This is a genomic window from Streptomyces sp. NPDC047971, assembly GCF_040653355.1.
Lineage (GTDB): Bacteria > Actinomycetota > Actinomycetes > Streptomycetales > Streptomycetaceae > Streptomyces.
The window spans coordinates 15,151-27,774 of sequence record NZ_JBEZNW010000019.1; the positions used below are offsets into that span (position 1 = coordinate 15,151).

The 12,624-nt window shown below is 70.4% G+C and carries 10 protein-coding genes; 7 read left to right on the forward strand and 3 right to left on the reverse strand.

Annotated elements, in window-relative coordinates:
• Positions 1–72: 72 nt before the first annotated feature.
• Complete coding sequence (locus tag AB0D99_RS19280; protein WP_362363056.1) at positions 73–1,059, forward strand: ATP-binding protein; 987 nt, start codon at positions 73–75, stop codon at positions 1,057–1,059.
• A gap of 110 nt (positions 1,060–1,169) precedes the next feature.
• Here AB0D99_RS19280 and AB0D99_RS19285 read toward each other — a convergent pair whose 3' ends face one another.
• Entirely contained in the window at positions 1,170–2,456 is a 1,287-nt protein-coding gene (locus tag AB0D99_RS19285) for a hypothetical protein (RefSeq protein WP_362363059.1), read from the reverse strand.
• 305 nt (positions 2,457–2,761) lie between these two features.
• On the opposite strand from AB0D99_RS19285, the gene AB0D99_RS19290 reads away from it, so the two are divergent.
• The 6 genes from AB0D99_RS19290 (at position 2,762) to AB0D99_RS19315 (ending at position 10,604) form a co-directional block, all read left to right on the forward strand.
• Complete coding sequence (locus AB0D99_RS19290; protein WP_362363062.1) at positions 2,762–5,089, forward strand: bifunctional SulP family inorganic anion transporter/carbonic anhydrase; 2,328 nt, start codon at positions 2,762–2,764, stop codon at positions 5,087–5,089.
• Between the two features lie 193 nt (positions 5,090–5,282).
• The gene (gene acs, locus AB0D99_RS19295; RefSeq protein ID WP_362363065.1) at positions 5,283–7,238 is read left to right on the forward strand and encodes an acetate--CoA ligase; all 1,956 of its coding nucleotides are present in this window, start codon (positions 5,283–5,285) and stop codon (positions 7,236–7,238) included.
• Between the two features lie 209 nt (positions 7,239–7,447).
• Positions 7,448–8,842 carry a Na+/H+ antiporter NhaA gene (nhaA, locus tag AB0D99_RS19300; protein ID WP_362363068.1) on the forward strand — a complete coding sequence of 465 codons (1,395 nt, stop codon included), beginning with the start codon at positions 7,448–7,450 and terminating at the stop codon, positions 8,840–8,842.
• A 37-nt stretch (positions 8,843–8,879) separates the two neighbouring features.
• Positions 8,880–9,377 carry a phage holin family protein gene (locus AB0D99_RS19305; protein WP_362363071.1) on the forward strand — a complete coding sequence of 166 codons (498 nt, stop codon included), beginning with the start codon at positions 8,880–8,882 and terminating at the stop codon, positions 9,375–9,377.
• Positions 9,374–10,315 (forward strand): alpha/beta hydrolase, encoded by a 942-nt coding sequence (locus tag AB0D99_RS19310; RefSeq protein WP_362363074.1) that lies wholly within the window; start codon positions 9,374–9,376, stop codon positions 10,313–10,315. Before AB0D99_RS19305 ends, AB0D99_RS19310 begins: the two co-directional genes overlap by 4 nt.
• 100 nt (positions 10,316–10,415) lie before the next feature.
• On the forward strand, positions 10,416–10,604 hold the full coding sequence (locus tag AB0D99_RS19315; RefSeq protein ID WP_362363077.1) for a hypothetical protein: 189 nt from the start codon (positions 10,416–10,418) through the stop codon (positions 10,602–10,604).
• Between the two features lie 17 nt (positions 10,605–10,621).
• Here the strand turns inward: AB0D99_RS19315 and AB0D99_RS19320 are convergent, their stop codons facing one another.
• Positions 10,622–11,821 (reverse strand): MarP family serine protease, encoded by a 1,200-nt coding sequence (locus tag AB0D99_RS19320; protein WP_362363080.1) that lies wholly within the window; start codon positions 11,819–11,821, stop codon positions 10,622–10,624.
• A 53-nt stretch (positions 11,822–11,874) separates the two neighbouring features.
• Positions 11,875–12,600 carry a CoA pyrophosphatase gene (locus AB0D99_RS19325; RefSeq protein WP_362363083.1) on the reverse strand — a complete coding sequence of 242 codons (726 nt, stop codon included), beginning with the start codon at positions 12,598–12,600 and terminating at the stop codon, positions 11,875–11,877.
• Positions 12,601–12,624: the final 24 nt, after the last annotated feature.

Sequence of the window (12,624 nt, forward strand, 5' to 3'; positions counted from 1 at the left end):
GCCCCACGTTGGAGTGGTCTTCTTCACGGACTCCGACCACACGCCGCGATCATGGCACTACGCTAGGTGAACATGAAGATCGCTTTCGTAGGGAAGGGCGGCAGCGGGAAGACCACGCTGTCCTCACTGTTCATCCGCCACCTCGCCGCCAACGAAGCCCCCGTCGTCGCGGTGGACGCCGACATCAACCAGCACCTCGGGGCCGCGCTGGGCCTCGACGAGACCGAGGCGGCGGCGCTGCCCGCCATGGGCGCGCACCTGCCGCTGATCAAGGAGTACCTCCGCGGATCCAACCCTCGGATCGCCTCCGCCGACACGATGATCAAGACGACCCCGCCGGGGGAGGGTTCACAGCTGCTGCGGGTGCGCGAGGACAACCCGGTGTACGAGGCGTGCGCCCGGACCGTGCGGCTCGACGACGGCGACGTCCGGCTGATGGCCACCGGGCCGTTCACGGAGTCGGATCTCGGGGTGGCCTGCTACCACTCCAAGGCCGGCGCCGTGGAACTGTGCCTGAACCATCTGGTCGACGGGCAGGACGAGTACGTCGTCGTCGACATGACGGCCGGCTCGGATTCCTTCGCCTCCGGGATGTTCACCCGCTTCGACATGACGTTCCTGGTCGCCGAGCCGACCCGCAAGGGGGTCTCGGTCTACCGCCAGTACAAGGAGTACGCGCGGGACTTCGGCGTCGCGCTCAAGGTCGTCGGCAACAAGGTGCAGGGACCGGACGACGTGGACTTCCTGCGCGCCGAGGTGGGGGACGACCTGCTGGTGACCGTCGGCCACTCGGACTGGGTCCGCGGGATGGAGAAGGGCCGCCCGTCCCGCTTCGAACTCCTCGAGGCGGACAACCGGATGGCGCTCCAGGCACTCCAGGACGCGGCGGACGACTCGTACGCCCACCGCGACTGGGAGCGCTACACGCGCCAGATGGTCCACTTCCACCTCCGCAACGCGGAGAGCTGGGGCAACGCGAAGACGGGGGCCGACCTGGCGGCGCAGGTCGACCCCGGCTTCGTACTCGGCGAGCCGATCGCCGTCGCCCAGCCCGGCTGAGCGCCGCCGAGAGTCCGCGAGGACGGCGGGGGACACCCGGCCCGCCCGAACCCTCCGCGAGGACGGTGTTCAGGGACGCCGGGCCCGCCCGAACGCCCGCGAGGGCGGCGTCAGGGGCGCCCGGCCTGGTTGAGCGGTGCCGAGGAGGACGTCAGGGGCCGGGTGGCGAGGAAGGTCTCCCAGCCGCCCTTCGGGGCCTCGCCGACCTTCAGGGTCCGCATCTTCGCGATCACGGCCGGGTCCTGCGCGTCCAGCCAGTCCGCGAGCTGCCGGAACGACACGCACTTCACGTCCTTCTGGACGCAGACCGTGGCGATGGTCTCCTCGATGGCGCGCATGTATGTGCCGCCGTTCCAGGACTCGAAGTGGTTGCCGATGATCACCGGTGCCCGGTTGCCGTGGTACGAGCGGTTGAACGCCTGCACCAGGCCGTCCCGCATCTGGTTGCCCCAGTACTGGTGCATGGCCGGGTCGCCCTGCGTCTTGGTGCCCGACTGGTTGACCATGAAGTTGTAGTCCATGGAGAGGGTCTGGAAGGCGCGGCCGGGCATCGGGACCAGGTGCATCGACAGGTCCCACAGGCCCTGGTCCTTCTCGGGCCAGATCTGGTCGTTGACGCCGCTGGTGTCGTAGCGGAAGCCGAGCTCGGACGCCGCCTTGACGAAGTTCTCCCGGCCTTCCAGGCACGGCGTGCGGGCGCCGACGAGCTCCTTGTCGTAGTCGAAGGGGAGCGGCTGCTCGGCGGTCAGACCGGCGTTCGTCTTCCAGTTCTTGACGAAGGACTTGGCCTGGCGGATCTCGCTCTTCCAGTCCTCGACCGACCAGTTGCCGACTCCGCTCTCCGGCCCGCAGAAGTGGCCGTTGAAGTGCGTGCCGACCTCGTTGCCGTCCTGCCAGGCGCCGCGCAGCTCGCGGACCGTGGCACGGATGCCCTCGGTGTCGTTGAACCCGATGTCCGAGCTGCCGACGTTGTGCTGCGGCGGGTCGTAGAGCGCGCGCTTCTCCTCGGGCAGCAGATAGACGCCGCTGAGGAAGTACGTCATCGTCGCGTCGTACTTCTTGCCCACCTCACGGAAGTGGGAGAAGAGCTTCTGGCTGTCCTCGCCCGCACCGTCCCAGGAGAAGACGACGAACTGCGGGGGCTGTTCGCCCGCCTTCAGCTTCTTCCACACCGGCTGGTTCGGCTGGGCGCCGGTGAAGGCGGTGGAGCCGTCGCCGATCATGCGCACCGCGTTCTGCGGGGCCGCGGCGGGACGTTCCTTCGCCGGCGCGCCCTGGCTCGACGTCGGCTTGCCCGAATCCGAGCAGCCGGCCAGGCCGGTGATCAGCGCGGCGGCGACAGCGCCGACCGCGAGCGTCCTGGTGCGGGCAGTGGTCCTTCTCCCGGCGGCTGTCATCCGCCCACCTCTCCTCGGGTTCGATGCGAGCGGCGCCAACGTCGCACCAGGACCACTGGAAAGATGAAACGACAAGCTGAACTATGAGCATTAATCACCGGAATCAGTGAATTATTGCCCCGTTTGCCCCGAAAATACTGCCGTAGTCTTTACTCTGGATTACGATCCGTTTACTGAGCGTTGATGCTTGCGAAAAATGGTCCGCGCTCGGACATCCCGCCGCTGCATGCCGTGACCCACGGCCGCGACCCCATGTTCGTCCCGCACGAGCCGCGACCGCGCCGCCCCGGAGGAGACGGGAAGCAATGACCGTATTCACGCCCATCCGACGTACGCCCACCCACCGACCGCACAGCCCTCCCCCCATCGGCCCCCGCTTCCGCATCGCGGGCGCCGACGTGTCCGCGTCGATCTCCGTCTTCCTGATCGCGCTGCCGCTCTCCCTCGGCATCGCGCTCGCCACCGGAGCCCCGCTCCAGGCCGGCCTCGTGGCCGCCGCCGTCGGCGGCATCGTCGCCGGACGGATCGGCGGCGCACCCCTCCAGGTCAGCGGCCCCGCCGCCGGCCTCACGGTGGTCACCGCCGAACTCATCCAGCGGTACGGCTGGCGCACCACCTGCGCCATCACCGTCCTCGCCGGCTTCGCCCAACTCGGGCTCGCCGCCCTGCGAGTGGCCCGCTCCGCCCTCGCCGTCTCGCCCGCGATCGTGCACGGGATGCTCGCCGGCATCGGCGTGACCATCGCGCTCGCCCAGCTCCACATCGTCCTCGGCGGCACCCCGCAGAGCTCCGCCGTGGACAACGCCCTCGGTCTGCCCGCCCAGTTGGCGCACCTCCACCCGGCCGCGCTGTTCATCAGCGCGCTGACGGTCGCCGTGCTGCTGCTCTGGCCCCGGCTGCCCGGGCGGGCCGGCCGGTTCGTACGGAAGGTTCCGGCCGCCCTCGTCTCCGTGGCCGCGGCGACGGTGCTGGCCGTGGTCGCCGGGCTCGCCGTCCCCCGCGTCGACCTGCCCTCCTGGAGCAGCCACGCCCTGCCCGGACTGCCGGAGGGGCCGGCCCTCGGGATCGCGGCCGGCGTCCTCACCATCACGCTGGTCACCAGCGTGCAGTCGCTGCTCTCCGCCGTCGCCGTCGACAAGCTGGTCGCCGCCCGCGCCGACCACGGGTTCAGCGTGCCCCGCTCCCGGCTGGACCGGGAGCTCGCCGGCCAGGGAGCGGCCAACGTCGTCTCGGGCGCGCTCGGCGGCCTGCCGGTGGCGGGCGTCGCGGTGCGCAGCGTCGCCAACGTCTCCGCGGGCGCCGTGAGCCGCAACTCCACCATGCTGCACGGCCTGTGGATCGTGCTGGCCGCGCTGTTCCTGGTGCCCGTCCTCGATCTGATCCCGCTGCCCGCGCTCGCCGCCCTCGTGATGGTGGTCGGCTTCCAGATGGTGAGCATCACCCGGATCCGCACGGTCACCCGGCACCGCGAGGTCCTCGTGTACGCGGTGACGGTGAGCGGTGTCGTGCTCATCGGCATCCTGGAGGGCGTCGCGATCGGGATCGCGGTGGCCGTCGCCGTCGCGATGCACCGCCTCGCCAAGACCCGTATCACCCTTGAGGAGCAGGCCGACCGCCATCTGGTGCGCGTCCGCGGACAGCTGACCTTCCTCGCCGTACCCCGGCTCAGCCGGGCCCTGCACCAACTACCCCCAGGAGCCCGAGTCGTCGTCGAACTGGACGGGTCCTTCATGGACCATGCCGCGTACGAGACCCTGCACGACTGGCAGTCGGGCTATGCGCGGCACGGCGGGGCGGTGGAGGTCACCGGCCCCTCCGGCGCCCGGATCACCGAACCGACGTCCGAGTCCCACGCCTGCTGCCGCCCCTGGACGCCCTGGCGCAACCACCACTGCGGCCAGCACCCGCCGGTCGACGAGACGCCGCGCGCCACCGGGCATCAGCTGGCCAGCGGCATCGGGAAGTTCCAGCGGAACACGGCGCCGCTGGTGCGCGACGAGCTGGCGCGGCTCGCGCGTGAGGGCCAGAGCCCCTCCCAGCTCTTCCTCACCTGCGCCGACTCCCGCCTCGTGACCAGCATGATCACCTCCAGCGGGCCCGGCGACCTCTTCACCGTACGGAACGTGGGCAATCTCGTTCCGCTGCCCGGCCAGGAGAGCGGGGACGACTCGGTGGCGGCGGCGATCGAGTACGCGGTGGAGGTCCTGCGGGTCCAGTCGATCACCGTCTGCGGCCACTCCGGCTGCGGCGCGATGCAGGCCCTGCTCGGCAGCACACCGGACGATCCGCCGACCCCGCTGCGGCGCTGGCTACGGCACGGGCTGCCCAGCCTGGAGCGGATGGCGAGCCGCAGACACGCCTGGGCGCGGATCTCGGGGAGGCTGCCGGCGGACGCGGTCGAGCAGCTCTGCCTGACCAACGTGGTCCAGCAGTTGGAGCATCTGCGGGCGCACGAGTCGGTGGCGCGGCGGCTCGCCGACGGGACGCTCACCCTGCACGGGATGTACTTCCACGTGGGCGAGGCACAGGCGTATCTGCTGGCGGGGCCGGACGAGCAGCACCGCTACGACGACGTCTTCGACCGGGTTCCGCCGACCATGATCGCCGAGCGGGCGGAAGCCCGCGCGTCCTGAACCTTCCCGTCCGGGCGTCCGTGAGACTGTGTGGCCCCTTCTTCCCACCGCTCGGGAGGGAGGGGCCACCGCACGCCCGTCACTCATAGGTCTAAACCAATTTCCTGGAGACTCTTGTCACCCGGGCATCTGACTGATGAGCTATGACACGGGATACATAGGCACATGGGACGCCCTGGGAAAGGGAGATGTCGTGAGCAACGAGAGCCTGGCCAACCTGCTCAAGGAAGAGCGGAGGTTCGCGCCGCCGGCCGAGCTGGCCGCACACGCCAACGTGACGGCGGAGGCGTACGAGCGGGCCGCGGCGGACAGGCTTGGCTTCTGGGCCGAGCAGGCGAAGCGGCTCACCTGGGCCACCGAGCCGACCGAGACCCTCGACTGGTCGAACCCGCCGTTCGCGAAGTGGTTCGCCGACGGCCGGCTCAACGTGGCGTACAACTGCGTCGACCGCCACGTCGAGGCCGGGAACGGCGACCGGGTCGCCATCCACTTCGAGGGAGAGCCGGGCGACAGCCGCGCCATCACCTACGCCGAGCTCAAGGACGAGGTCTCCCGGGCCGCCAACGCCCTGACCGAACTGGGCGTCACCAAGGGCGACCGGGTGGCCATCTACCTCCCGATGGTCCCCGAGGCCGTCGTCTCGATGCTGGCCTGCGCCCGGATCGGCGCCGCGCACTCCGTGGTCTTCGGCGGCTTCTCGGCCGACGCCATCGCCACCCGCATCGAGGACGCCGACGCCAAACTGGTGATCACCGCCGACGGCGGCTACCGCCGCGGCAAGCCCAGCGCCCTCAAGCCCGCCGTCGACGAGGCCCTCGGCCGCGTCGAGCGGGTGAGCAAGGTCCTCGTCGTGCGCCGCACGGGCCAGGACGTGGCGTGGACCGAGGGCCGGGACGTGTGGTGGGACGACATCGTCGCCCGCCAGTCCGCCGAGCACACCCCCGAGGCGTTCGAGGCCGAGCACCCGCTCTTCATCCTCTACACCTCCGGCACCACCGGTAAGCCCAAGGGCATCCTGCACACCTCCGGCGGCTACCTCACCCAGGCGGCCTACACCCACCACGCCGTCTTCGACCTCAAGCCCGAGACCGACGTCTACTGGTGCACCGCCGACATCGGCTGGGTGACGGGCCACTCGTACATCACCTACGGACCGCTGGCCAACGGCGCGACGCAGGTCATGTACGAGGGCACCCCGGACACCCCGCACCAGGGCCGGTTCTGGGAGATCGTCCAGAAGTACGGCGTCACGATCCTCTACACGGCGCCGACCGCGATCCGTACGTTCATGAAGTGGGGCGACGACATCCCCGCGAAGTTCGACCTGTCCTCGCTGCGCGTCCTCGGATCGGTCGGCGAGCCGATCAACCCCGAGGCGTGGGTCTGGTACCGCGAGCACATCGGCGGCGGCAGGACCCCGATCGTGGACACCTGGTGGCAGACCGAGACCGGCGCGATGATGATCTCGCCGCTGCCCGGCGTCACCGAGACCAAGCCGGGCTCCGCCCAGCGCCCGCTGCCGGGCATCTCCGCCACCGTCGTCGACGACGAGGCGCACGAGGTGCCGAACGGAGGCGGCGGCTACCTGGTCCTCACCGAGCCGTGGCCGTCGATGCTCCGCACCATCTGGGGCGACGACCAGCGCTTCCTCGACACGTACTGGTCGCGCTTCGAGGGCAAGTACTTCGCCGGCGACGGCGCGAAGAAGGACGACGACGGCGACGTCTGGCTGCTCGGCCGGGTCGACGACGTCATGCTCGTCTCCGGCCACAACATCTCCACCACCGAGGTCGAGTCCGCGCTCGTCTCGCACCCGGCCGTCGCCGAGGCGGCGGTGGTCGGCGCGGCCGACGAGACCACCGGCCAGGCGATCGTCGCCTTCGTGATTCTGCGGGGAACGGCCAGCGAGGACGAGGGGCTCGTCGCGGAGCTGCGCAACCACGTCGGCGCGACGCTCGGCCCGATCGCGAAGCCGAAGCGCGTGCTGCCGGTGGCGGAGCTCCCGAAGACGCGGTCCGGGAAGATCATGCGGCGGCTGCTGCGTGACGTGGCGGAGAACCGGGAGCTCGGAGACGTCACGACGCTGACGGACTCCTCCGTCATGGACCTCATCCAGACGAAGCTTCCGACAGCCTCCAGCGAGGACTGAGACCCCGCTCGTCAGGGCGCCCACTCCAGGTCACCTGGGGTGGGCGCCTTCGTGCATCTCCACCTAAAGTGACGATCACCGGACACATTCCCCGCCTTGTTAGGTAAAGTAAAGACCGCGTCAGAGACGCGACAGAAACACCTAGGTGCGCCGGGAAGTCTGGTCGGCATGTGCTTCGCCCTGCCCAAACCGACCGGAGGTTGCCCGCCGTGCCCGCGCCCCCCACCAAACGGACCTTCCTCGGACGCCTGTCGCTGCCCGAGCGGCGGTACGTCGCCGACGCCCTGCGCGCCGAGACCGTGGGAGGCGTGCTCCTCCTGGTGGCCGCCGTCGCCGCACTCGTCTGGGCGAACGCCCCCGCCAGTGAAAGCTACGAGACGGTACGGAACTTCCACATCGGTCCCGCCTCCCTGGGGCTGGACCTCTCCATTCAGCACTGGGCCGCCGACGGCCTCCTCGCGATCTTCTTCTTCGTCGCCGGCATCGAGCTCAAGCGCGAGCTCGTCGCGGGCGAACTGCGCGACCCCAAGGCCGCCGCGCTCCCCGTGATCGCCGCCGTCTGCGGCATGGCGGCACCCGCGCTCGTCTACGCCCTGACCAACGTCATCGGCGGCGGCTCACTGGACGGCTGGGCTGTGCCGACGGCGACGGACATCGCGTTCGCGCTCGCGGTCCTCGCCGTGATCGGCACCTCGCTGCCCTCCGCCCTGCGGGCGTTCCTGCTCACGCTCGCCGTCGTCGACGACCTCTTCGCCATCCTGATCATCGCGGTCTTCTTCACCAGCGACCTGAACTTCGCCGCCCTCGGCGGCGCCTTCGTCGGTCTCGCGGTCTTCTGGCTGCTCCTGCGCAAGGGCGTCCGAGGCTGGTACGTCTACGTCCCGCTCGCCCTGGTGATCTGGGGCCTGATGTACAACAGCGGCGTCCACGCCACCATCGCGGGCGTCGCCATGGGCCTGATGCTCCGCTGCACCAGGCACGAGGGCGAGGAGCACTCGCCCGGCGAGCACATCGAGCACCTGGTCCGCCCCCTGTCGGCCGGACTCGCCGTCCCCCTCTTCGCACTGTTCTCGGCCGGCGTCTCCGTGTCCGGGAAGTCCCTCGGCGATGTCTTCACCCAGCCGGTCACCCTCGGTGTCGTGCTCGGTCTCGTGGTCGGCAAGGCCCTCGGCATCTTCGGCGGCACCTGGCTGGCCGCCCGCTTCACGAGGGCGGAGCTCAACAAGGACCTGGCCTGGGGAGACGTCTTCGCCGTCGCCACGCTCGCCGGCATCGGCTTCACCGTCTCGCTGCTGATCGCCGAGCTGGCCTTCGAGGGCGACGCGGCCACCACCGCCGAGGTCAAGGCGGCCGTCCTGATCGGCTCGGGGTTGGCGGCCGTGCTCGCGACGGTTCTGCTCAAGCTGCGGGTACGGAAGTACCAGGCCCTGCTGGCCGACGAGGAGCGCGACGAGGACGAGGACGGCATCCCCGACATCTACGAGCAGGACAACCCGGAGTACCACCTCCGCATGGCCGAGATCTACGAGAAGAAGGCCGCAGAACACCGCGAGCGCGCCCAACTGGCGGGGGCATCGCGCGACGGCGGCGACAGTCCGGCATGATCTGAGGTCGGACCGTAGAAGAGAAGAGGGAGCAGCGATGAGCGACCCGGTCAACGGAACCGAGCGCAGCCTGGGGCAGCTGGTCGCCTCGGCGACCGCCGAGATGTCCGCGCTGGTGCACGACGAGATCGCCCTGGCCAAGGCGGAGATCCGGCAGGACGTCAAGCGCGGCGCCATCGGTGGCGCGGCCGGTGTGGCCGCGGCGACGGTGCTCCTGTTCTCGCTGCCGATGCTGAGCTTCGCGCTGGCGTACGCCATCAACACCTGGACCGGCGGTCACAACGGCGAAGGCGGCTGGAACCTGGTGTGGTGCTTCCTGCTCTCCTTCGCGGCGAACGTGCTGCTCGCGGGGCTGCTCGGGCTGCTCGCCTACGCCAAGTTCAAGAAGGTCAAGCCCCCGGAGAAGTCCATCGCGTCGGCCAAGCAGACCGCTTCGGTGCTGCAGAACGCCAAGCCGCACCCCCGCCCCGTTCGGGCGGAGCTGCCGGGCGCGGTCAAGGACAAGGCCGCGGCTGTGGGACGCTCGTCTGCATGACCGTCCCTGAGAGCAGCAACGGCACCGGCAACGGCAGTCCCGTACGGATCGACGGCCCCTGGACCCATCGCGACGTGGCCGCCAACGGCGCGCGCTTCCACATCGCCGAGATGGGCGACGGGCCGCTGGTGCTGCTGTTGCACGGCTTCCCGCAGTTCTGGTGGACCTGGCGCCATCAGCTGCCTGCTCTCGCCGACGCGGGCTTCCGTGCCGTGGCGATGGACCTGCGGGGCGTGGGCGGCAGCGACCGTACGCCCCGGGGTTACGACCCCGCCAACCTGGCCCTCGACATCACCGGCGTCATCCGCTCGCTCGGCGAGCCGGACGCGGCGCTGGTCGGCCACGACCTGGGCGGCTACCTCGCCTGGACCGCGGCCGTCATGCGGCCGAAGCTGGTCCGTCGGCTCGCGGTCTCCTCGATGCCGCACCCGCGCCGCTGGCGCTCGGCGATGCTCTCCGACTTCTCGCAGTCGCGGGCCGGTTCGTACGTCTGGGGCTTCCAGCGCCCGTGGGTGCCGGAGCGTCAGCTCGTCGCCGACGAGGGGGCCCTGGTGGGAAAGCTGATCGAGGACTGGTCGGGCGCCGGACTGCCGGACGAGGAGGCGATCGCGGTGTACCGGCGGGCGATGTGCATCCCGTCGACCGCGCACTGCTCGATCGAGCCGTACCGGTGGATGGTGCGGTCCCTGGCACGGCCGGACGGAATCCAGTTCAACCGGCGTATGAAGCGCCCGGTGCGGGTACCCACCCTGCACCTTCACGGCTCGATGGACCCGGCGATGCGCACGCGCAGCGCGGCGGGCTCCGGCGAGTACGTGGAGGCGCCGTACCGCTGGCGGCTCTTCGATGGCCTGGGGCACTTCCCGCACGAGGAGGACCCGGTGACGTTCTCCACGGAGCTCATCAACTGGCTCAAGGACCCCGAGCCCGACCGCTGACCGGACCGCCGTTCGACGAACGGCCATGTGCCCGAGACATACTCCAATTGGCGGGCCCCTGCGCGGTTACCGACCTTGGGCCACGGGCAGACGTCGGGGTATGGGCTGGACGCACGACTACAGTGACACAGCACGCAACCGCCGCTCGACCGCCGCGTCGAGCTCACGCGAGAGGGGTGGCCCGCAGGAGCAGGGACGCTCGCATCCCGTGCAGGGGATGGGGATCCCGCGCATCCTGCGCCGCCGGGCCCGCTGGGTCTCGGCCAGGCTCAGGCACACCCGGGACTGACCGCATCGCCCGTTCGGTTACAGCGCGCACCCCTGGCTGTCCACCTGCTGGTTGGCCGCGCGACCCCGGACGATGTCCTCCTGGATCTCGTCCACCGTCAGCGCGTAGCCGGTGTTCACGTCATCGAGCGAGCGGGCGAAGATCACGCCGGACACCTTGCCGTCGGCGGTGAGCAGCGGTCCTCCGGAGTTGCCCTGACGGACCGTCGCGTACAGGGAGTAGACGTCCCTGCGGACCTCGCCGCGGTGGTAGATGTCCGGGCCCTTGGCGTTGATACGTCCCCGGACACGCGCCGAGCGCACGTCGTACGCGCCGTTCTCGGGGAAGCCCGCGACGATCGCGTTGTCGCCGCTGCGGGCGTCCACGTCGGTGAACTGCAGGGGCTCGGCGTCGAGATCCGGCACGTCCAGGACGGCGATGTCGCGCGCCCAGTCGTAGAGGACGACCTTCGCGTCGTACAGCTTGCCCTCGCCGCCGATCTGCACCGTGGGCTCGTCGACGCCTCCGACGACATGGGCGTTCGTCATCACCCGGCGGTCGGAGAAGACGAAGCCGGTGCCTTCGAGGACCTTGCCGCAACTCGGCGCCGTACCGACGACCTTGACGATGGAGCGCTGGGCGCGGGCCGCGACCGGGCTGCCGGCGAGCGCCGGGTCCGGGGGCCGGACCTCCGTGATGGGCTCGTTGGCGAACGGGCTGAAGACCTGGGGGAAGCCGTTCTGGGCGAGGGTGGAGGTGAAGTTGGTGAACCAGCTGGACACCTGATGCGGAATCACCCGCTCGACTCCGAGGAGGACCTTGGAGTCGCGGACCTCCTTGCCCACCGTGGGCATCGAGGTCTGGCCGATGATCGAGCCGAGCAGCCAGGCGACCAGGAGCATCGCGACGACGTTGACCAGCGCGCCGCCGGTGGCGTCCAGGGCGCGCGCGGGTGACCAGGTGATGTGCCGGCGCAGCTTGTTCCCGAGGTGGGTGGTGAACGCCTGGCCGACCGAGGCGCAGACGATCACCACGATCACGAAGACGACCGTGGCCGTGGTGGAGACCTCGGACTTGTTCGTCAGCCAGTCCCAGACCACCGGGAGCAGCAGAACGGCGACGAGGCCGCCGCCGAGGAAGCCGATCACCGACAGGATGCCGACCACGAAGCCCTGGCGGTAACCGATGATCGCGAACCACACGGCGGCGAGCAGCAACAGGATGTCCAGCACGTTCACCGTCAATAGCCTCGCAGATTCGTCTTCGGTCGCCCCGGCCGGAGGTCAGCCTGTCATGAGCGCCAGTCGAGCGGGACCTTCTTGGCCCGGTCCCACGGCCTCTCCCAGCCCGCGTAATGGAGCAGCCGGTCGATCACTCCGGCGGTAAAACCCCAGACCAGGGCGGATGCGACCAGGAATCCCGGGCCCTCGTGGCCGCTGGGGTGGACGGTCGTCGCCCGGTTCGCGGGGTCCGTGAGATCCGCCACGGGGACGGTGAAGACCCGGGCGGTCTCGGCGGGGTCGACCACCCCGACCGGGCTGGGTGTGCGCCACCAGCCGAGCACGGGGGTGACGACGAAGCCGCTGACCGGGATGTAGAGCTGGGGCAGCACGCCGAAGAGCTGGACGCCGGAGGGGTCGAGTCCGGTCTCCTCCTCGGCCTCGCGCAGCGCGGCCCGCAGGAGGCCGCCGTCGGCCGGGGTGCCGTCCTCGGGGTCGAGGGCGCCGCCGGGGAAGGAGGGCTGCCCGGCATGCGAGCGCAGGGAGCCCGCGCGCTCCATGAGCAGCAGCTCGGGGCCGTCCTCACCCTCGCCGAAGAGGATGAGGACCGCGGACTGACGGCCGGCGCCGCTGGCGGGCGGCAGGAAGCGGCTGAGCTGCTCGGGCGCGACTCCGCGCGCGGCGCGCTCGACGGGGGTGAGCCACTGGGGCAGGCCGTCTCCGCTGAGCAGGCCGCCGGTCCCGACGCCGTGGGTCGTCTCGCCGGTGTGTGCTTCGGTCTCTTCAGTGCGCGTCATAGGCACCCCCGTGGTTCACAACGC